Source organism: Limosilactobacillus urinaemulieris (genome assembly GCF_932750685.1).
Classification (GTDB): Bacteria; Bacillota; Bacilli; order Lactobacillales; family Lactobacillaceae; genus Limosilactobacillus; species Limosilactobacillus urinaemulieris.
Genome location: NZ_CAKOBX010000002.1, coordinates 102,309 through 124,107 on the forward strand (window position 1 = coordinate 102,309; position 21,799 = coordinate 124,107).

At 42.9% G+C, this 21,799-nt stretch carries 24 protein-coding genes; 16 read left to right on the top strand and 8 right to left on the bottom strand.

The window, feature by feature from the left end; translation table 11 throughout:
* Positions 1-34: 34 nt before the first annotated feature.
* From MR181_RS08905 to MR181_RS01935, 16 genes are all read left to right on the top strand, one after another.
* On the top strand, positions 35-214 hold the full coding sequence (locus MR181_RS08905) for an HNH endonuclease (RefSeq protein WP_003716700.1): 180 nt from the start codon (positions 35-37) through the stop codon (positions 212-214).
* A gap of 119 nt (positions 215-333) precedes the next feature.
* A complete protein-coding gene (locus MR181_RS01865; RefSeq protein WP_003671981.1) occupies positions 334-876 on the top strand; it encodes a P27 family phage terminase small subunit in 543 nt (180 codons plus the stop codon).
* The gene (locus MR181_RS01870; protein WP_242334232.1) at positions 876-2,102 is read left to right on the top strand and encodes a site-specific DNA-methyltransferase; all 1,227 of its coding nucleotides are present in this window, start codon (positions 876-878) and stop codon (positions 2,100-2,102) included. The genes MR181_RS01865 and MR181_RS01870 overlap by 1 nt, the downstream gene beginning before the upstream one ends.
* Positions 2,103-2,174: 72 nt before the next feature.
* The gene (locus MR181_RS01875) at positions 2,175-2,795 is read left to right on the top strand and encodes a hypothetical protein (protein WP_242334235.1); all 621 of its coding nucleotides are present in this window, start codon (positions 2,175-2,177) and stop codon (positions 2,793-2,795) included.
* Between the two features lie 2 nt (positions 2,796-2,797).
* The gene (locus MR181_RS01880) at positions 2,798-3,004 is read left to right on the top strand and encodes a DUF5049 domain-containing protein (RefSeq protein ID WP_007124177.1); all 207 of its coding nucleotides are present in this window, start codon (positions 2,798-2,800) and stop codon (positions 3,002-3,004) included.
* Between the two features lie 67 nt (positions 3,005-3,071).
* Entirely contained in the window at positions 3,072-4,670 is a 1,599-nt protein-coding gene (locus MR181_RS01885; RefSeq protein WP_242334238.1) for a terminase large subunit, read from the top strand.
* Between the two features lie 28 nt (positions 4,671-4,698).
* Entirely contained in the window at positions 4,699-5,964 is a 1,266-nt protein-coding gene (locus MR181_RS01890) for a phage portal protein (protein WP_242334241.1), read from the top strand.
* A complete protein-coding gene (locus tag MR181_RS01895; protein WP_242334243.1) occupies positions 5,961-6,632 on the top strand; it encodes a head maturation protease, ClpP-related in 672 nt (223 codons plus the stop codon). Before MR181_RS01890 ends, MR181_RS01895 begins: the two co-directional genes overlap by 4 nt.
* A 19-nt stretch (positions 6,633-6,651) precedes the next feature.
* Positions 6,652-7,830, top strand: a complete 1,179-nt coding sequence (locus MR181_RS01900; RefSeq protein ID WP_242334245.1) for a phage major capsid protein — start codon at positions 6,652-6,654, stop codon at positions 7,828-7,830.
* A 16-nt stretch (positions 7,831-7,846) separates the two neighbouring features.
* Positions 7,847-8,125, top strand: a complete 279-nt coding sequence (locus MR181_RS01905) for a head-tail connector protein (RefSeq protein WP_003671991.1) — start codon at positions 7,847-7,849, stop codon at positions 8,123-8,125.
* On the top strand, positions 8,125-8,508 hold the full coding sequence (locus MR181_RS01910) for a phage head closure protein (RefSeq protein WP_242334248.1): 384 nt from the start codon (positions 8,125-8,127) through the stop codon (positions 8,506-8,508). The genes MR181_RS01905 and MR181_RS01910 overlap by 1 nt, the downstream gene beginning before the upstream one ends.
* Positions 8,495-8,908: a phage holin family protein gene (locus MR181_RS01915; RefSeq protein WP_242334251.1), complete on the top strand. Its 414-nt coding sequence runs from the start codon at positions 8,495-8,497 to the stop codon at positions 8,906-8,908. Before MR181_RS01910 ends, MR181_RS01915 begins: the two co-directional genes overlap by 14 nt.
* Complete coding sequence (locus tag MR181_RS01920; RefSeq protein WP_242334254.1) at positions 8,905-9,783, top strand: GH25 family lysozyme; 879 nt, start codon at positions 8,905-8,907, stop codon at positions 9,781-9,783. Before MR181_RS01915 ends, MR181_RS01920 begins: the two co-directional genes overlap by 4 nt.
* Positions 9,784-10,250: 467 nt before the next feature.
* On the top strand, positions 10,251-10,484 hold the full coding sequence (locus tag MR181_RS01925) for an SHOCT domain-containing protein (protein WP_057741378.1): 234 nt from the start codon (positions 10,251-10,253) through the stop codon (positions 10,482-10,484).
* A 35-nt stretch (positions 10,485-10,519) separates the two neighbouring features.
* Entirely contained in the window at positions 10,520-12,181 is a 1,662-nt protein-coding gene (locus MR181_RS01930; protein ID WP_242334257.1) for a recombinase family protein, read from the top strand.
* Entirely contained in the window at positions 12,174-13,751 is a 1,578-nt protein-coding gene (locus MR181_RS01935) for a recombinase family protein (protein ID WP_242334260.1), read from the top strand. The genes MR181_RS01930 and MR181_RS01935 overlap by 8 nt, the downstream gene beginning before the upstream one ends.
* 161 nt (positions 13,752-13,912) lie before the next feature.
* On the opposite strand, the gene MR181_RS01940 is transcribed toward MR181_RS01935, so the two are convergent.
* The 8 genes from MR181_RS01940 to gatB all read right to left on the bottom strand — a co-directional run bounded on the left by MR181_RS01940 (position 13,913) and on the right by gatB (position 21,799).
* Complete coding sequence (locus MR181_RS01940) at positions 13,913-14,458, bottom strand: cysteine hydrolase family protein (RefSeq protein ID WP_180383161.1); 546 nt, start codon at positions 14,456-14,458, stop codon at positions 13,913-13,915.
* A 10-nt stretch (positions 14,459-14,468) separates the two neighbouring features.
* A complete protein-coding gene (locus tag MR181_RS01945) occupies positions 14,469-15,899 on the bottom strand; it encodes a nicotinate phosphoribosyltransferase (RefSeq protein ID WP_242334263.1) in 1,431 nt (476 codons plus the stop codon).
* 104 nt (positions 15,900-16,003) lie between these two features.
* Positions 16,004-16,720, bottom strand: coding sequence for an NUDIX hydrolase (locus MR181_RS01950; RefSeq protein ID WP_242334268.1), 717 nt, complete (start codon positions 16,718-16,720; stop codon positions 16,004-16,006).
* A gap of 424 nt (positions 16,721-17,144) precedes the next feature.
* Positions 17,145-18,521 (bottom strand): 23S rRNA (uracil(1939)-C(5))-methyltransferase RlmD, encoded by a 1,377-nt coding sequence (gene rlmD, locus MR181_RS01955; RefSeq protein ID WP_242334271.1) that lies wholly within the window; start codon positions 18,519-18,521, stop codon positions 17,145-17,147.
* An 89-nt stretch (positions 18,522-18,610) separates the two neighbouring features.
* Positions 18,611-19,006, bottom strand: coding sequence for a type II toxin-antitoxin system death-on-curing family toxin (locus MR181_RS01960; protein WP_242334274.1), 396 nt, complete (start codon positions 19,004-19,006; stop codon positions 18,611-18,613).
* Positions 19,003-19,248, bottom strand: coding sequence for an AbrB/MazE/SpoVT family DNA-binding domain-containing protein (locus MR181_RS01965; protein WP_242334277.1), 246 nt, complete (start codon positions 19,246-19,248; stop codon positions 19,003-19,005). Before MR181_RS01965 ends, MR181_RS01960 begins: the two co-directional genes overlap by 4 nt.
* Positions 19,249-19,345: 97 nt before the next feature.
* Positions 19,346-20,365 (bottom strand): diacylglycerol kinase, encoded by a 1,020-nt coding sequence (locus tag MR181_RS01970; RefSeq protein ID WP_102168766.1) that lies wholly within the window; start codon positions 20,363-20,365, stop codon positions 19,346-19,348.
* A 9-nt stretch (positions 20,366-20,374) separates the two neighbouring features.
* Positions 20,375-21,799, bottom strand: coding sequence for an Asp-tRNA(Asn)/Glu-tRNA(Gln) amidotransferase subunit GatB (gene gatB / locus MR181_RS01975; RefSeq protein WP_242334280.1), 1,425 nt, complete (start codon positions 21,797-21,799; stop codon positions 20,375-20,377).

The following is a 21,799-nucleotide window of genomic DNA, read 5'->3' on the forward strand; positions in this document are numbered from 1 at the left end:
TCAACGCTACTTGCTCCACCATCCCTTCTGTGAGATGTGCCTGAGCCAAGGAAGGTATACCCAAGCCACCGAGGTCCATCACGTTCTGCCTCTGGAACACGGCGGCACCAACGAGTTCAAGAACCTGATGGCATTATGTAAGCCATGCCACTCCCGCATCACCGCCCAGATGGATGATCGCTGGCATAAAAAGCCACGTCGATATCATTACTAAACTACGGAGGGGGCCATCAAATCCTTAAAAATTTTTCGCGCGGGAGCGGGCCTGGGCCTTCGTGTACAAAAAATTGAAATCAAACAGGGTATTAACCCCTGCCGGAAGGAGGGAGAGATTTGGCTAAAGATGGTACAAACCGTGGTGGCGCTCGGGTTGGGGCTGGCAGAAAATCTAAATCACTTCACGATAAGCTCGAAGCTGGCCAAGAAGCAACCGTCATCGATTTGCCAGAACCAGCTAATCTAGAAGGTCACGTGATGCCGCCAGTCAAGAAATACCTCAAGGCCAAACAGAAGAATGGTTTAGAATTTGACGCCGCTGATATTTTCAAAGAAACCTGGGAATGGTTGGTCGAGCGTGGTTGTGAAAAACTAGTTAACACTCAATTGATTGAACAATATGCCGTTAGCGTCAGCCGGTGGATTCAGTGTGAAGAATGTATCTCTAAGTTTGGTTTCCTCGCTCGCCACCCTACGACTGGTAACGCAATTGCTTCACCATATGTTTCCATGAGCCGCGACTATATGAAACAGTCCAGCCAATTATGGTTTCAAATTTTTCAAGTGGTTAAGGAAAATAACGCCACAACTTATCAAGGATCAACACCACAAGATGATGTCATGGAACGGCTCTTAAGAAGCCGGAAAGGAATGAACTAATGAAATTTGTTAAAAAGAAAATTACCGATTTAATCTCTGCCGATTACAATCCAAGGAAGGATCTCAAGCCTGGTGATCCTGATTATGAAAAATTAAAACGCTCGATGCATGAATTTGGCTATGTTGATCCAATTATTTGGAACCAACAAACTGGTCACGTGGTTGGTGGCCACCAACGGTTAAAGATTCTCCAGGATGAAGGGATCAAAGAAGCCGAGTGTGTTGTCGTTAATTTAAATGAAGACAAAGAAAAAGCTCTCAACGTTGCCCTCAATAAAATCAGCGGTGATTGGGATAAAGACAAGTTGGCCTTGCTAATGACTGACTTACAAGCCAGCGACTTGGATGTTTCCTTAACCGGCTTTGACGAGAATGAGATCTCAGACCTTCTTAGCACCGCTGACGATACGCATGATGATGATTTTGACGTTGATAGCGAATTGGATAAACCGACCTTTTCAAAGCCTGGTGACTTATGGCACTTAGGTAAACACACTTTATTATGTGGTGACGCTACTAAAACAGAAAGCTACCAGAAATTACTGGGTGATCATAAGGTCAACCTAGTATTAACCGATCCTCCATACAATGTCGATTACTCTAGCAAAGCTGGCAAGATCAAGAATGATCATCAAGCCGATGACAAGTTCTACCAGTTTCTGCTTGCTGCTTTTCAAAATATGAATCAAGCAATGGCTAACGATGCCAGCATCTATGTATTTCACGCCGATACGGAAGGCCTTAACTTCCGCCGTGCTTTCCAAGATGCTGGTTTTTATTTATCCGGTTGCTGTATCTGGAAGAAGCAATCATTAGTACTTGGTCGCTCTCCCTATCAGTGGCAACATGAACCCGTACTCTATGGATGGAAGAAAGATGGCAAACACGAATGGTACACCGGGCGAAAGGAATCCACCATCTGGGAATTTGATCGCCCAAAGCAGAGTAAGGAACACCCAACGATGAAACCAATCCCACTACTAGCCTATCCAATCATGAATTCCACCATGTCCAACTGTACCGTTCTCGATCCATTCGGTGGTTCCGGTTCAACTCTGATTGCATGCGAGCAAACTAATCGGATTTGTTACATGATGGAACTCGATCCTAAATATTGCGATGTGATTGTGCAACGTTATATTGAACAGGTTGGTTCAAGCAAAAACGTTAGTGTGGAAAGAAATGGTAAAACTATTCTTTACAGCAAAGTAAAAAAGCCGGCTTAAATCGTCGAAGTTCCTTGCTATCTGTACCCTTTAGAGTGATGTATACAGTGATCAAACAAGGAGGTACAGAAGATGGAAATTAAATTTAATGTACACGGCCAGCAACGAAAAGAATTGGTGACGAAGCTGGCTGACTATACTCATCGAAAGGCCGAATATCAATACACACCTACCTACGCTTATCAGATTGGCAAGTACACTGTTAACAAAGATGGAGTCCTAACATCCCCGGATGAGATCCCGGCCAATTTACTCGATTATCTTGAACAGCAAGGCTTCCACCCTACTGAAATAATCAAGTTGAACCTAGCCTACCAGCGAGATAAGTTTACAGATCAGGCTCTTGATAACCTGCGCCACCTAATCTGGGCTAAGGGGCAGTTAATTAAGGACGCTTGCCAGCTGGAAGCCCTCCCCTTAAACGTCGATGAAAAACAGGTATCCTTCGATTGGTTTAAAGAAGTGAAACTTGACGATGCTTTGGCTTATCAACAATTTGTCGACAAGCTGGTCCAATATGCCATCAGCCACCAGCGAATCATGTCAGAACCACACGAAGAGAGTAATGAAAAATATGCTTTCCGCTGTTTCCTGCTACGCCTAGGATTTATCAGTCCCAAGTTTAAAGACCAACGGAAAGTATTGTTACGCAACTTAACTGGATCAGCTGCTTTTAAGAACCAGGGGAACTAATCATGAATCGAATTAAGGACGAATTAGCTAAACGTAACCGAATCCGCCAGCAGGTCTTAAAAATCCGCAACACTGGTGAAGCCAATATGTTTGATGTGGAAAATGTCAAAAGACTGGCATACTACTATAACTGCCATGACTTAATCGATTACTTGAATACTGACCGCGCCGGATACGTAAATTTGATATTAACTGGCAAGTTTAATTAATCATCAATCAAGCATTGAGTTAACACTCAGTGCTTTTTTAGTACAACTGAAAGGATGTGATGCCCTCTTGCGAAAACTAAAAGATTACAAGCCAACTAGGTTCATGGCCAAGGACTCTACTTATAACAAAGACGCAGCTGATTTTGCAGTTTCATTTATCGAATGCCTATGCCATACCAAGGGAACCTGGGCGGGTAAGCCTTTTGACCTCATTGACTGGCAGGAAAAAATTATTCGCGACATTTTTGGCATCTTAAAACCTGATGGGTATCGTCAATTCAATACTGCTTACGTCGAAATTCCAAAAAAGCAAGGCAAATCAGAACTGGCGGCGGCTGTTGCTCTACTGCTTTGCTGCGCTGATGGTGAAGAACGTGCAGAAGTTTATGGTTGTGCTGCTGATCGCCAGCAGGCCGCCATTGTTTTTGACGTCGCCGCTGATATGGTGCGGATGAACCCAGCCTTAAAAAAGCGTTGTAAGATCCTCGCTTCCCAAAAACGGCTGATCTATGAGCCAACTAATAGTTTCTATCAAGTCTTATCTGCTGATGCTTATTCCAAGCACGGTTTCAACGTGTCAGGAGTAATTTTTGATGAATTACACACTCAACCCAATCGTAAACTCTACGACGTCATGACTAAGGGTTCCGGCGATGCTCGAACGCAGCCGCTCTACTTTTTAATCACGACTGCCGGTAATGATGAACACTCTATCTGTTACCAGGTTCATCAAAAAGCAATCGACATCATGAAGGGCCGTAAACATGACCCCCGTTTTTATCCGGTTATTTACGGTGCCGGGCGTGATGAAGATTGGTCGAGTCCTGAAGTTTGGAAGAAAGCTAATCCCTCCCTGGGTATTACCGTCAAGATAGAGAAGGTTAAGGATGCTTATAATTCAGCTAAGGAGAATCCGGCTGAAGAGAATACCTTCCGACAACTACGGTTAAATCAGTGGGTGAAGCAGGATGTTCGATGGATGCCGATGGACAAATGGGATGCTTGTGCCTTTCCTGTTGATCCCGATGAATTACGTGGCCGCGATTGCTATGGTGGTCTTGACCTGTCATCAACTACTGATATTACGGCTTTTGTACTGGTGTTTCCTCCTAGAGATGATTCAGAAGGTTACACCCTGCTACCTTACTTCTGGATTCCCGAGGATAACGTTGATTTACGGGTTCGCCGTGATCACGTCCCCTACGATATTTGGAAGCAGCAGGGATATCTACAAACCACGGAAGGTAATGTCGTCCACTATGGCTTCATTGAACAATTTATTGATGATCTTGGTAAAAAATACCACATCAAAGAAATCGCCTTTGACCGTTGGGGTGCAGTTGAAATGGTTCAAAATCTCGAAGGGATGGGATTCACTGTAGTTCCATTTGGTCAGGGATTTAAAGATATGACCCCACCAACGAAAGAACTAATGCGATTAACTCTGGAAAAGAAGATCGCTCATGGTGGTCACCCAGTCTTACGCTGGATGATGGACAACATCTACATCCGCACTGACCCAGCCGGAAATATCAAACCGGATAAGGCTAAGTCAACCGAAAAAATTGATGGCGTAGTGGCTACCATTATGGGACTGGATCGTGCTATCCGAAATGAGGATAATGGTGATTCTGTTTATGATGGTCGGGGTCTATTGATGTTGTAATTCTGAAGAACTGAAAGGAGTTGATACCATGAACCTATTTAATAAATTGTTCCATACCAATAAAGCTTCACCAAAAAATACCCTGTCTAGCACCATGTCATTTTTCTTCGGCAGTTCGATGGCTGGCCAAAATGTGACCGAACGCACTGCAATGCAGAATACAGCGGTTTATGCTTGTGTGCGGGTCTTGGCTGAAGGATTAGCTGAACTACCACTCCATATTTATCAATACACCAGCGATGGTGGCAAACAGCGGGCAATTAACCACCCGCTTTATTTTTTGCTTCATGATGCGCCAAATCCAGAAATGACCAGTTTTATCTTTCGTGAAACCATGATGAACCATTTATTGCTGTGGGGTAACGCCTATGCACAAATCATTCGAAACGGTCAGGGCCTGATCACTGGGCTCTATCCTTTGATGCCAGATCGAATGGACGTTAACCGTGCTGCCAACGGTGAAATCTACTACACCTATAATCGCAACTACGATGATTACCAAGCAAAGAATAAATCAAAACAAGTTATTCTCTTATCCGATGAAGTTCTCCATATCGCAGGACTAGGCTTTGATGGTTTGATTGGCTACAGCCCTATTGCTATGGCTAAGAATGCGATTGGATTATCCATGGCTGCCGAACAATATGGAGCCACTTTCTTCAAAAATGATGCCACGCCTGGTGGTGTTCTCGAGCACCCTAATGTAGTCAAAGACCCTGAACGGCTTCGGAAAAGTTGGCAGTCACAATTTTCGGGATCTAATAATCACAGCATTGCTGTCTTGGAAGAAGGAATGACTTTTCATCAACTTTCCATTCCACCTGACCAAGCGCAATTTCTTGATACCCGAAAATTCCAACTCGACGAAATTGCCAGAATTTTTCGTGTACCACCGCATATGGTTGGTGACCTAGACCGTTCAACTTTCTCAAATATCGAGCAACAATCACTAGAATTTGTAAAGTACACCCTGAACCCTTGGTGCATTCGCTGGGAACAAGCTATGAATCAACAGCTACTTTCCGCTAATGATCAACGAAAGTTCTTCGTCAAATTCAATGTTGATGGACTACTACGTGGTGATTACGAAAGTCGTATGAATGGTTACGCCATTGGGCGACAAAATGGCTGGTTGTCCGCAAACGATATTCGGGAACTTGAAGATCTAAACCGCATTCCTACTAATGAAGGCGGTGACGAATACTTGGTAAATGGCAATATGCTACCACTCAACCAAGCTGGTAACTTCTATAATTCTCAACCATCTAAAGAAAGTGAGGAACCAAAAGAATGAAACGTTTCTGGAACTGGAGCGGCCCTCAGAATCAACGTGTCTTAACTATTAGCGGTACGATTGCTGAAGATAGCTGGGTTGATGATGAAGTCACTCCCCAAGTATTTCAAGATGAATTAAGTCAAGGGAAAGGGCCAATCGATCTCTGGTTAAATTCTCCCGGTGGTGACTGTGTCGCTGCCAGTCGCATTTACACGATGCTAATGAATTATCCCGATGACGTGAACGTCAAAATTGACGGTATCGCTGCTTCAGCGGCATCAGTTATCGCCATGGCAGGAACAAAAGTTTCCATGGCTCCAACCGCAATGATCATGATCCATAATCCATTAACTATTGTTGGTGGACAAAAAGAAGATCTTGATCAAGCTGCACAGATGCTAGCTGAAACCAAAGAATCAATCATTAATGCTTATGAGCTTAAAACAAACCTTCCTCGCGAAAAAATCTCATCCATGATGGATGACGAAACCTGGATGAATGTCAATAAAGCGATTGAGTTGGGCTTTGCTGACAATATGCTGGGCCAAGATAAAGATGTCACAGATTGTTACTCGTATTCAGATAAGCAATCTGAATTGGTTCTATTGAATAAGCTAAAGCCACAAACAAAATCTAATATCTCTGTAAAGTCGCTGCAAAAGCGGCTTTCTTTGTTATCACACTAATTTTTAGGAGGACTTATCAATGAGTAAGATTACTGAATTACAAGAAAAGCGTGCCCGTATTTGGAAGCAAGCAAAGGATTTCCTGGATTCTAAGCAAAAGGAGTCGGATGTACTATCAGCTGACGACAATGCCCGCTATGAAAAGATGGAGCAAGAAGTTGTCGATCTCGGCAAGGAAATCGATCGACGACACAAGCAGGCAGAAATTGAGGTGGCAATGAACCAACCCACCAGTAAGGCCCTTACTAATTCCCCAATTGCTAACCAGCTACCCAAGGCCCAGGAGGCTTATGCAAAAGATTTCTGGCAAATGATGCGTGGTCATGTGGTCGTTGATGCACTGAAAGAAGGTACGGATCCAGATGGTGGCTTCCTAGTGCCCGACGAATTTGAAAATCAACTTATCCAAAAGCTTCAAGAAGCAAATGTCCTACGAACCATCAGCCATGTCATCCAAACCAATAGCGGTGAACACAAAATTCCAGTAGTGGCCAGTGAAGGTACCGCAGCCTGGCTAGAAGAAGAAGCGGCCTACACAGAGTCCAACACACAATTTAGCCAGGTGTCACTTGGCGCTCATAAATTAGGGACCCTGATCAAAGTGTCAGAAGAATTACTAAATGATTCGGCATTTGATTTGATGGCTTACCTATCTGATGAATTCGGTCGCAGGCTCGGTAACGCTGAAGAACAAGCCTTTTTAAACGGTACCGGTACTGGTCAACCTACTGGTATCTTGACCGATACTAATGGTGCTTCAGCTGGATCAACAGCTGCTAAGGCTGATTCATTAACTTTTGATGATTTAATCGATCTCTTCTATTCTTTGAAGACACCATACCGTCAAAATGCTGTCTTTTTGATGAATGATGATACTGTGAAGGTCATCCGCAAGATGAAAGATAAAAATGACCAATACATTTGGCAACCTTCCGTTCAAGCAGGTCAGCCAGACAGAATCCTCAACTGCCCTGTTTATACCAGTCCATTCATGCCAACACTGTCTGCTTCCAATAAGCCAGTTCTCTTTGGCGACTTCAATTACTACTGGATTGCAGATCGACAAGGCCGAACTTTCAAACGTCTTAATGAACTTTATGCCGTAACTGGTCAAGTTGGTTTTTTAGGCTCACAACGAGTTGACGGCAAAGTTATCCTACCAGAAGCAATTAAAACCTTGTCCATGGCTGCTAAATAGAAAGGATTGATGAAATGTGGCTGCTATTACTTTGGCCGAAGCAAAAGCCTACCTGAGAGTAGACAACACTGTTGAAGATGACCTCATTACAAAGTTGATTGGATCGGCAACAGCTACGGTCGAGAATGTGCTTCGCCAACCACTATCAGCGTTTGATCCCCTCCCTGATGATATTCATACCGCCATTCTCTATACAGTGGCTTACCTTTATGAATATCGGGAAACAGCTGATTTTGATGCCATGATTAAATTTCTTCGGGCTATTTTGTCCCCTTACCGGAAGGAGGAATTTTAATGCAACAGCAAAACCAACGTATCAGTAAGATTGCTGATATTGGTGAACTAGATCGACGCATTACTCTAATGAAAAAGAAATATGTCGGCGAAAATCCTAATACTGGAATGTCGATGTACAAAGATGTTCGCCTCGGTGATGTATGGGCTAAAGTCTCGGCATTGCACGGTCAGGAATACTACACGGCGGTATCCGTTAAATTGGAAAAGCAATTGTCCTTTATTATCCGATACCGTGACGACGTTGACGAAGAAACTAACATCTGGTTTGAAGGACGCGGCTACAATATCGGCTTTATCGATGACGTCAAATACAACCATGAGTATCTGGAAATTAAGGCCGAGTATTCGAGAGGAGTTGATAATCCAGATGAAGACAACTAGTTTAACCATCATCAATACTTGTTTTAGTGCTGTTGGTGCATTTCTTGGCTGGTTTTTAGGCGGCCTGGATGGCTTTTTGTATGTTCTACTCATTTTCATGGTGGCGGACTATATTACCGGTGTGCTCTGCGCAATTAATGAACATAAACTCTCCAGTGAGATCGGTTTTCGTGGTCTCACTAGAAAAATGCTGATTCTACTCTTAGTAGGTATTGCCCACTCTCTTGACGTCTATCTGCTAAAAAACGGTTCGGCCATCCGAACAGCAACAGTCTTTTTCTATATCTCTAATGAAGGAATCTCATTACTGGAAAATACCAGTCGCTTAGGCTTACCTGTGCCCGATAAGTTAAAGAGTATTCTCCAACAATTACATGACAAGGATGGTGATAAATCATGATTCCTGGGATTGATATTTCTGAATGGCAAGGACATGTGGATTTCAATGCAGTCAAAGCAAGTGGTGTTAAGTTTGTTCTAATCAGAGCTGGCTATGGTCGGTCAGCGAGCCAAGAAGACCGTTACTTTGCAGAACACTATACCCAAGCCAAAGCAGCCGGTTTACAAGTAGGAGCTTATTGGTATTCCTATGCTATTTCTCCCGAAGACGCAGCTAACGAAGCTCGTGCCTGTTTGACTGTTTTAGGTAACCGTCATTTTGATTATCCAATTTACTTTGACCTCGAAGAACAATGGCAATTCCATCAGGGACGTGCCTTCTGTGATAGTTTAGTCAAAAGTTTTTGCTGTGTGCTAGAACAAAACGGTTGTTACGCCGGTCTCTACATCTCACGGTCACCACTACAAAACTATATTTCATCAGCTGTCGCTCAGCGTTATGCTGTCTGGGTGGCTGAATATGGTCCGCGTTGTAACTACAGTGGTAATTACGGAATCTGGCAACATTCCTCTACTGGTTCTGTTCCAGGTGTCAATGGCAACTGTGATCTGGATTATTCCTATATCGACTATGCAGCAGTCATTAACAAAAAGCAGCCAATCACCAGAAAGAACCCTGATGAACTAGCTGCTGAAGTTTTAGATGGTCAATGGGGTAATGGTACTGACCGTCAACAACGCTTAACCGCTGCCGGTTACGACTATGCAGTGGTCCAAGAAAAGATTAATCGTCTCTTAAATCGTAAGTCAGTTGACCAAATTGCTCGTGAAGTTATCCGTGGCTCCTGGGGTAATGGTAATGAGCGAATCAACCGATTGAAGCAAGCTGGCTATGACCCCACCCAAATTCAAAAACGAGTTAATCAACTATTGTAACTTTTGCCTGTGGACTACGGTCTGCAGGCTTTTTGTTGTTTCTATGCTAAAATATTAGCAGGCCGGAAGTATTGGGTCGCTCCCAACATGGAAGGCTTAGCAGTTAACGTGGCTACACACCCCTCAAATAATCTGAACTGTGGAGGTGAAAGTCATGTTATTTAGGAAAAGACTGGAGGAGTGGCAATTACTGCCGCCATAATTATCGTGGCAATTGGCCAGCTAGTCATTGACTGTGCTAAAGCCTACGCGATAATAAAAAAAGCTAACCATAATGGTTAGCCATCCTTCAGTCACCTGAACTGCGTTTGAGGGTAACGAGGGGCAACTCGTTGCTCTCTTTTCATTTACAATCATATCTAATCTATCTTGATTTTTCAACTTTTAGCTGGTTTTCTGCCAGCTTTTTTATTTTACCATGGTTTACTTTTCCGCTTTTCCTGGCTTATCAGTGGAGGTAATTAAACATGGCAAAAAAAGTACAATCAGTGACTCATCAACCACTGCAACAAGCTAGCAACAAAATTAACTCTGAACAACTCATGAACGACTTGCACTATCAGCAATCGCGGCAAATTATTCAGGAGCTACTTAAAAAGGGATTAATCACGCCTGATGAATTCAACCAAATCGATACCTTAAACAAGCAATCATTTTCACCACTATTAGGCCCTGGAAATGTTGATACATCAAGGTTCTAGAGCTAACATACCACACTGATGAAAGGAGGAATGTCATGTCAACCATTACCAAAATTCAAGGTTACCAACGTGATGTCAAACAACTCCGTGTGGCGGCCTATTGTCGAGTTTCCACTGATAATATCGAACAACTTGAAAGTCTTGAAAATCAGCGTTCCCATTATCAAAAGTACATTAACAACCACCCCAATTGGGAGCTGGCTAAGATCTACTATGATGAAGGCATCTCTGGAACTAAATTAACCAAGCGCAATGCCCTAAAAGAACTGCTGACAGATTGTCGTAATCACCGGATTGATCTTGTAGTTACCAAGTCAATCAGCCGTTTATCGCGGAACACAACTGACTGTCTGGAAATCGTTCGAGAACTGCAGCAATTAAATATCCCAATCATCTTTGAGAAGGAACACATTAATACCGGAGAGATGGCCAGTGAATTATTCTTGTCCATCTTCAGCAGCCTTGCCCAAGACGAATCCCACTCGACGGCAGGTAATTTGCGTTGGGCGATCAGGCAACGATTTGCTAGTGGTAAGTTCCACGTATCTTCAGCACCCTATGGCTATTCAATTAAAGATGGCAACTTAGTCATCAACCATACTGAAGCCAAGACTGTACGACAAGTCTTTCAACGCTTTTTAAGTGGCATATCAGCCAGCCAAATAGCTAAAAAATTAAATCAAAAGCAGGTGCCGACAAAGCGTGGCGGACAATGGCGCAGCAACACTGTGATCAATATTTTACGAAATATCAATTACACCGGTGACATGCTTTGCCAGAAAACCTACCGTGACGATCAATATCACCGTCACTTTAATCAAGGCGAAATAACCCAATACCTAATTGAGGATCATCACCCAAGTCTGATTAATCATAGATCTTACCATCGGGCTCAAGTATTGATTAAGGAAGCAGCACAAAAGCACCACATTGAAGTTGGTAGCCATAAGTATCAACAACATTATCTTTTTTCTGGAAAGATCACCTGCGGCTATTGCGGTACAGTTTTCAAGCGACAAACGAGGCCGCATAAAATCTGCTGGGCCTGCCAGCAACATTTGAAGTCAGCTCAACAGTGTCCAGTTAAAGCAGTCAGTGAAAAAAGTTTGGAAGCTGCCTTCTGCAATATAATAAATAAGCTAGTTTACAGTGAGAAGTTCTTACTGCGGCCATTGTTAGAAGGCCTGAAAGAAGAATCTAATGCCAATAGCGATGGTCAACTGATTTCTTTAACTAAGCAAATCAAAACAAATGACCACAAAGCTGAAACGCTCACCGAATTGATGCATGCCAGCTTACTAGATAAAGCGATCTACGTCAACCAAACTGCGAAGCTCGAACAAGATACCTATCAATGTCGGGAGAAGATTAAACAGCTTAATGGTCAAAATACTGATTCAGCAAATAACTTTGAGGATGTTCGTGCCTTGTTGCGTTGGTGCCAGCAAGGCCAAATGCTAACAGAATTTGACGGCACCCTATTTCAGGAATTTGTCCGACAGGTGGTGGTAAACAGTTCAAACGAAGCAACTTTTAAATTGAAGTGCGGACTGTCACTACCCGAAAAGCTGAATAAAGCCGCTACTATTGAGAAACACTTTTACCGTGACATCATCAAACAACGTTACAACGATCCAATCAAACAAGCAGAATATTTGTACAGTATTATCGAGAGTGAAGGTGATTTAATTGGGTAAAGTGAGGATTATCCCCGCTCATCAGCAAAAAGGCAATAGCGTTCAACCGCAAAAAAATAGACTACCATTTGAACAGCTCCGAGTGGCGGCCTACTGCAGGGTTTCGACTGATTATGATGAACAAGCCAGTTCATATGAAACTCAGGTGGCTCACTATAAAGAACTAATTCAAAAAGAACCAACCTGGGAGTTTGCAGGTATCTACGCCGATGATGGAATCTCAGGGACTAACACTAAGAAGCGGGAACAATTTAATCAGATGATTGCAGCCTGCAAAGCCGGTAAAATTGACCTGATCGTCACTAAATCAATTAGCCGGTTTGCTCGAAATACCATTGATTGTTTGAAGTATATCCGAGACTTAAAAGCCATCAATGTGGCCATCTTCTTTGAAAAAGAGAACATCAACACCATGGATGCCAAAGGTGAGGTGCTGATTACCATCATGGCTTCTCTTGCCCAGCAAGAAAGTGAATCCCTATCGCAAAACGTTAAAATGGGAATCCAGTACCGCTACCAACAAGGTAAGGTCTTCGTCAACCATAATCATTTTCTCGGCTATACCAAGGACGCTCAGGGTAATCTGGTAATTGAACCGGAAGAAGCTAAAGTCATCAAACGGATCTTCTATAGTTATCTAAACGGGATGAGTATGAAGCAAATCGCGGACTCACTCAAAGCTGATGGTATTTTAACTGGTGGTAAAACAAAGAACTGGCAATCCAGCGGTGTTTCAAAAATTCTAAAGAATGAGAAATACATGGGTGATGCTCTATTGCAAAAGACTTACACTATTGATTTTCTGAGCAAGAAACGCGTCAAGAATAACGGTATCATGCCTCAATACTATGTAGAAAACGACCATCCCGCGATTATTCCCAAGCCGGTATTCATGCAAGTCCAGCAGCTCATCAAACAACGACAAAACGGGATCACTACTAAGAATGGTAAGCACCGGCGACTTAACGGCAAATATTGTTTCTCCCAAATAGTCTTTTGTGGAAAATGCGGCGACATTTTTCAACGAAATATGTGGTACCGACCAGAAAAGGTAGCAGTCTGGCGTTGTGCTAGTCGAATAAAGCGAAGCAAAACCGGAAGGCGATGCATGATTAGAAATGTCAAAGAACCACTGCTAAAGGAAGCCACTGTAGAAGCCTTTAACCAGCTCATTGAAGGACACGAGTTAGCTGGCAAACAGATCAAGACTAACATTATGAAGGTCATCAAAAATTCTAAAGGACCTACCCTTGATCAACTCGATAAGCAACTGGAAGAGGTCCAAATGCAGCTAATCCAGGCCGCCAACCAGCATCAAAATTGCGATGCCCTCACCCAGCAAATCATGGATTTACGAAAGCAAAGAGCAAAGGTGCAAAGCCGTGAAGCTAAACAGCAAGCAAAACTACACAGCATTGATGAAATCAACAAACTGATCGAATTCCACAAATATGGCTTAGTGGACTTTGATGAGGGTTTGGTTCGTCGCCTAGTAGAAAAAATCACCATCTTCAAACGCTACATGGAGTTCAAGTTCAAAGATGGTGAAGTAATTAGAGTTAATATGTGAAAACTTGGGATATTCAGCACTCACTTATTTGAGTTGGGTGCTGTTTTTAGATTGTAGTTTTTTAATTTGGCAGATTGCAAGAAATAACAGCCCGATGAAAAGAACTAATTTTAATATTCAAGTACTGGGGTTCTTACTTCATAGCAGGCAGTCAAAATTCATTAAACCAGCGTCGCACCCAGTGAATTCTTAAAATGGTCAAGCGCCCACTCCTGACCATGCTTGGTAAAGGTGGCGACCCCCTTAACCGGAATCGTAATCTGGTAGTTCAAATTATAGGCAGCAATTGCGGTGTGAAGGACACAGATATCGGTGCAAACACCTGCAATCCACAAGTTATCAATTTTTCGTTCCCGCAGGTAGTTATCAAGATTAGTATTTTGAAATGATGAATAGCGGTTCTTATTAAACTGGTAAACCCGGTCACTGGCCTGATGTTGTTCAAACCAGTCATTAACCTTGCCGTATAGCTGTTGACCAGGCGTACCGACCACGTTATGTGGCGGGAAGAGTTTAGCTTCTGGACTAAATCGGTCCCCACAATGGGCATCAGTCGGGAAAATTACGTAGTCGCCATTTTGGTAAAAACGGTTGGCCAGCTGAACCAAATAATCTTCTAATTCATGCGCTGGCTTGCCACAAGTAAGCGCACCATTGTCAGCGACAAAATCGTTTGTATAATCAATAATTAATAATGCTTTAGTCATTGCTAACTCCTTATTTTTGTGCCTCATCAACCAGCTTTTGTTGCAAGTCAGCTAACCGCTTGGTTAAATAAACCGGGAAGCGGTCCGGATTAAGCAACCGCTTAGTAGCCGCCGGCAGCTGTGCTAATTCGGTCTGCGCAAAATGCTGGATGGCAAAAGTGTCGGTTTCAATTGGCGCCGCTTTTTCCAGTGTCAAAACTTGCTTAAGCAGTGGCTTAGCAATGAAGTCGGTTAGAATCACTTTATTCCGGGTGACGTGAACGTCAGCATTGATTGCCGCAATTTCGGTTCCAATCTGCTCGTCAGCCAGGGCAATTACATCGGCAACAGCGTGTTGGGGATCATGCTTATCGTAGAGCCGGTAAACCTGCTTATTCCCAGGGAGCGTAATCTTTTCGCGACTATTACTAATCTTGATCTTTGGCACCCATTTGCCATCATTTTCTAGTGCCGACATTTTATAAACACCGCTTAATACTGGACTTGATGAACTGGTAATTAGTCGATCACCGATCCCAAAGTTATCCAGTGGTGCCCCTTCATCAAGCAATGACTTAACAATGTGGGCATCAAGGGCGTTTGAAGCAGTAATCTTAGCGTTGGTAAAACCAGCCTCGTCCATCATCTTCCGGGCCTTGGTTGCCAACTGGGTAATATCACCAGAATCGATGCGGATACCAACCGGTTCGTGGCCAGCTGCCCGCAATTCCTTAAAGACTTTAATTGCGTTCGGTACCCCAGAGTTAACCACATCGTAGGTATCAACTAACAGGGCAGCATTGTCAGGGTAAATTTTTGCCCAGGCACGAAAGGCCGTTAATTCATCAGGAAAGCTTTCAATCCAAGCGTGGGCCATCGTCCCCGCCACCGGAAGGTTAAACCGCTTTGCAGCTAGCACATTGGAGGTACTACTGCACCCACCAATAATGGCAGCCCGCGCACCATATATTGCGGCATCAGGCCCCTGCGCCCGTCGTGCACCAAATTCCATTACTGGGCGTCCGCCAGTAACGCTGGTGATCTGCCATGCCTTCGTTGCAATCAATGATTGGTGGTTAATGATGTTTAAGATCAGGGTTTCGAGAAGTTGGACATCAATTAGTGGACCACTAATACTAAGGATTGGTTCCTGTGGGAAGACTGGCGTGCCTTCTGGGATTGCCTTAATTGAGCAGCGGTTGTGAGCTGCCGTCAGGTAAAAGAGAAACTCGTCACTAAAGTGGTTAAGGGACCGCAGATAAGCAATGTCATCAGTTGAAAAGTGCCAGTTCTTAACTTCATCAATTACTTGCATCAATCCAGCACTAATCACAAAACTGCCATCATCGGGCGCCTTACGGTAAAAGACGTCGAAGCGCGCCTGCTTATCGTGGGGAAGCGTTTGATAATAACCGTTGGCCATTGAAAACTCATACAGATCGGTTAATAATTCATGCTTCATTATTAAACAACTCCTAACAAATTTAGGTAAAAAATACTTTAACTACTGCAAAAAAATAAAAGTATATTGAACTTTTATTATCACTGATTGTAGCACTTTTATTTTTAGACGCAAGGTAGTACCAGTTTAAATAACTTTGGTGGCCGGCCTGACCGCTTTGTTGCGGCGGTACCAACTTCCTTAAACAGTTTTTGGTGGGTCTTTTTAAAATTAGAATTATCAATTTGATCGACCGTTGTTTGGCGGAAAGTAGCATAAACTTCGCGGGCTTGCCGAAGGGTAAAAGTCGGTCCTAAGATCTGTAAAATGGTTGGCTGGTAGTCCAGTTTATTTTTAATTCGTACAATGGCCGTATTAATAATTTGGTGGTGGTCAAATGCTAGCGCCGACCCTGCAGCCAAACTCAAAACTAAGTCACCATTTTGCAAGATAAACTTTCCGTGGTCAAAGTTAAGACTAAACCACCCGACTTCGGTTGCTCCGTACCCGGCCCTCAGTTGCGGCATTGTCGGTAAGAAAGTCATGTAGGCAATCGCCAAGGCCCGCTCACCGCTTACCCGGTCGGGATCGGTGAAGGTTGCCAACTGTTCGGTAGCACTGTTTGATAGACGAACACCAATTTTATCCTTAATCAGGCGGATACAGGCAACGTCAGCACTTTCATCCCGCCGCAATAGGGTTTCTGGTAAAGCCCAGTGGCCCTCAAATGGCGGATAAGCCCGTTTAACCAGCAGGACTTGTGGTAAATGGGTCAGGGGATTAAAACTCCAAATAACATTTGCAATCGTAATTAGCGGACGCGCAACAACTTTGTCAGCCATCTCTTTCACCTCATAAAATATTATAGCGCAATCAAGAATCACAATAATAAAAAAAGCCAAGGTGGCTTAGTCTAGTTCTCCAAATTCTCTTCATCCTTACCCATTGACAAAGAGCCCAAATTTTCGATATTCTAACCGAATTAGCATAAATTCAATATTATTTTTGTTAACTCAATCCTTAGTACCAAACTGACCGATTCGTACATACCACAAACGCTACCATATCAACGCTCACCTCTACTTCCACTACCCTAATCGACACGACCTGCCAAACTGGACCTTCGTCTACTCGACTATCGAAATAGGACATAGAACACTCGACCCGCCAGCTTCAAATAGAAAAAGTGTACTAATTCCAATCATTCTGAAAGAAAAAAGTACACTTTTAATCATCCGTAAATGCCGCCATGACGCGGTTTATGAGCTATTTTTCTGTGCATTCAAGGACCGTAACACTCTCAACATGCGTCGTCTGTGGAAACTGGTCAACTGGCTGAATTGGTTTCGTCACATGGTATCCTTGCTCAGCAAAACGTTGGATATCACGAACTAAAGTTGCAGGATTACAGCTAACATAAATCACCTTTTGTGGTGCCATCTTACCAGTCGCCTCAATCAACGATTCCGCTAATCCTTTGCGTGGTGGGTCAACAATCACGACATCTGGCTTTAAGCCATCTTCTTGCCACTTGGCGAATTGCTCTTCCGCCTTGTTAACAACGAATTTAGCATTCTTAATCCCGTTTCGTTTAGCGTTGTGCTTGGCATCATCAATCGCTGCGGGAACAATTTCAACCCCGTAAACCTGTTTAGCATGCTTGGCGGCGGCTAATGAGATGGTCCCAATTCCACAGTAAGCGTCAATGACTGTCTGGCTACCATCTAAGCCGGCATTTTCAATGGCCGTTTGGTAAAGACGTTCGGTTTGTTGCGGATTAACTTGGTAGAACGATAATGGTGAAATAGCAAAATCAATGCCGAGCAATTGGTCATGAATTTCATCGGTACCCCAGAGCGTTTTATTCTTGTCACCAAGTAACCGATTAGTTTTCTTGTCATTGATATTCTGAACGATGCTCTTTACTTCGGGTACACCTGCTACGATGCCATCAACGATTTGTTCTGCCATTGGCAACCGCTTTGTATTGGTGACCAATACTACCATGACTTCATGACTATAGTAACCGCGACGCACCATAACAGTTCGGATAACGCCCTTACCAGTTCGTTCATCGTATGGTGTTACATGGTACTTCCGTAATAAGTCACGAACCACAATAATTGCCTGATCGATGGCTGGATCTTGAATATAGAAGTCTTCAATTGGCACAAGGGTATGACTCCCCCGCTTGTAGAAACCAGTTTCTAATTGACCACGAACCGTCTTTACCGGCACTTGAGCCTTATTGCGGTAATGGTACGGTTTGTCCATCCCCATCGTTGGCAAGACTTCAATCTCATCAAGATGGGCCTTAGCTAGCAATTCAGCGATTTGGTGTTGCTTAAATTTTAATTGGGCTTCATATTTAAGGTGACCAAGCGGCGCAATCCCGGTCTGGATATATTTCTTGTCCTTAACATCAACTCGGTCCGAACTCTTCTTTTGCCATACCGTTACCCGGCCCCAAGCAAAGTGACTGGCAACTTTTGTAATACAGACAGTGATCTCTTCTCCTGGCAAAGCATTTGGAACAAAGACTGGGAAGTCAGCAATCTTCACAACTCCATTACCCTCATAAGTCAGATCAACTACCTTAGCGGGGTACTCTTCATTTTTGTGTACTGGAATATTTAATTTCAACGTTATTCCTCCATTAATTTTAACGTAATAAACTTTCCCTATTATAACAGAATAAACGGTCACCTTCCCAATTAAGGAAGCTGACCGTTTTATTCTTGCATACAATGCGTTTCTAGAAAATGAGCAATTCTTAGCATCTCTTCTTCAGTATCATCAGCTATAGTTATTTGAATCATAAATGCTTCACCCTCATCTGCACTCAATTTCAATGTCCACCCGTTCTTTCGTAGAAATAATAATAGACAGAGGTAGGCAGTTCTTTTATTACCGTCAATAAAAATATGTTTTTTTGTTATTTTCTGAACGATATAAGCTGCTTTTAGCCAAAGCGATGGATATAATTCACGGTTAAACACTATCATCCGTGGTTGTTCAATGATAATCGATAAACCTTCAGGATACTGAATACCTCTAAAACTTTGCCCCGTTCGCGCCAATACCTGTTGATTCACCATTATAATTTCTGCTTTAGTTAAGTAGTTCATTTATCCTTTAACCGTTCCATTAGTTCTTTATTCTCATCAAACAATTGGTTGATCATTGCTAATGTTTTATCGTCAACATGTTCTTTTTTCTTAAAAGTTATTGTTTGTCCGTCTGGTGATATTCTTTTTTCATATTCATCACCTGGTTCAGCATGCATTTTTTCTTTATCACGCTTGGTTAAACGGAGACCAAAAGAATTCCCTGCCTTAAAGAACTTCGAGCTTTTACTTAATTCTTGCATCTTATCACCTCGTAACTACATTATATCATATTGTAATTACGCTTTTGCCAAAATAAACGGCTAACTTCCCATTTTAGGACGCTAGCCGTTCAACTATTTAATTTTGCTTTTCTTCGTGATCCTTAATGTCATCAACACTCTTCACGAAGTCTTGTTCAACCCGCTTAAAGTCATCAGAAACCGTAATGGCATCATCAGGAATTTCATCAAGATTAGCAACAACTTCAATGTGTTGCTTCAGGTCATGAAATTTCATTGGTGCATCGCCACCATATTCACCATCAAGATTAACCATTAAGCGATCATCCTTATTTAGTGGAATTACTTCAATATCGGTTGCTTTCTCATAGATAATTCGTGGGTCATCTAAATGCTTTCCTTGCAAGGCTTTTGCCATCAGACTCAACATATCAATCATGTTCGTCTTCTTCACGATAATCATCGTAAACTTACCGTCGTCAAGAGAAGCATCGGGAACGATTTGTTCAAAACCACCAACTGAATTTGTTAGGGCAATCATGAACATCGTTGCGCTACCCCGATATTCTTTGCCATCGTACTTAATCTGCATTTCAATTGGCTTGATCCGCGGAATAAGTTCTGCACCCTTAGCAAAGTAAGCAGCATAACCGAAGAGGGATTTCATTTGAGAAGGAACCTCATAAGTTAATTCAGTCATCGTTCCCCCGGCAGCAATATTCATAAAGTAATTCTCGCCTGCTTTACCAATATCAATTTTGAATTTCTTATTTTTCTTCAAAATCAACTTAGCTGCGGCAATCGGATCATCACGGGGAATCCGTAATGCTCGCGCGTAGTCGTTGGTCGTTCCAGCAGGAATAATTGCCAAGGTTGGCCGATGCTCTAATCCGGCAATCCCGTTAATTACTTCATTGAGGGTTCCATCACCACCCGCGGCAACAATCAGGTCAAAGCCTTCCTTAGCTGCTCGAGTGGCCTCATTCTTCGCCGAATCAGGTGCTGGCGTTGTAGCAAAAGCACTAGTTTCATAACCAGCTTTTTCATAGATTGAAAGAATATCAACCAGATCGCTCCGAAACGTTTCACGACCAGAAGTAGGATTATAAATTATCCGGGCACGTTTTCGCACGGTCATCCCTCCAAACTACTTAGCGTTTAATGACTTCATCAACAACTTAGTAACAACTTGTGGGTTAGCCTTACCACGAGTTTGCTTCATGATTTGACCCATTAAGTAACCAACAGCCCGATCCTTACCGTTCTTAAAGTCTTCAATTGACTGTTCGTTGTTTGCTAAGACATCATCAACGATTGGTTGCAATTGAGCTGGGTCAGATAATTGAACTAAACCGTGTTCCTTAGCGTAAGCACTTGGTTCTTCACCATCCAGAATTCCCTTGAAGACTTTCTTTGCCATCTTGGATGAAATGGTGCCATCTTCAATCAACTTAACCATTCCGGCCAAGTTAGCTGGGGTTAGCTTAGTATCAGGTAGGTCAACCTGCTTATCATTCAAGTAGGAGTTTACATCGTTCATTAAGTAGTTAGCAACCCGCTTTGGATCGCCACCATCCTTAACCGCTTCTTCAAAGAAGTCCGACATTTCCTTCGTCTGAGTTAAGACCATCGCATCGTAATCAGTTAAACCTAGATCCTTAACATAGTGCGCCCGCCGTTCACCTGGCATTTCAGGCATTTCGGCTTCAATTTCGTCAATCCACTTTTGATCAACGTTTAAATCAGGAATATCTGGTTCTGGGAAGTAACGGTAGTCATCGGAACCTTCCTTTGTCCGCATTGAAATTGTTTCACCAGTAGCTTCATCGTACCGTCGTGTTTCTTGGGCAATATGACCGCCTGAAAGCAAGACATTTTGGTGACGCTTTTGTTCGAATTCCAATGCCTTCCGAACATAGTTAAAGGAGTTGATGTTCTTCATTTCGGTCTTGGTACCAAACTGGTCAGAACCAACCGGACGAATGGAGATGTTAGTGTCGACACGCATTGAACCTTCTTCCATCTTCACATCAGAAATCCCAGTAAACTGGATCCGTTGACGAAGAGCTTCCAAGTAAGCAACTGCTTCTTCAGGTGAAGCAATATCCGGCTTAGAAACAATTTCAATTAATGGTGTTCCTTGACGGTTTAAGTCAACATATGAATACTTGCTGGTGTGGGTGTTCTTACCAGCATCTTCTTCAATATGCATTTCTTCAATCCCAATCTTTTTCTTCTTACCATCAACTTCAATCTCGATCCAACCGTCATGAGCAATTGGTGTTTCTGATTGAGTAATCTGGTAAGCCTTTGGGTTATCTGGGTAGAAGTAGTTCTTCCGGTCAAAGTGCATGTGACGAGCAATTTGGGCATGAAGAGCCAGACCAGCCATAATTCCATCACGAACAACACCCTTGTTCAAGGTTGGCAAAACACCAGGGTAACCCCAGTCAATCACGTTAGTATTTCTGTTAGGTTGGTCACCATATTCTACTGGTGATGGACTGTAAATTTTTGAATTAGTCTTCAATTCGACGTGGACTTCTAGCCCAATCGTTGTTTCAAAGTTCAT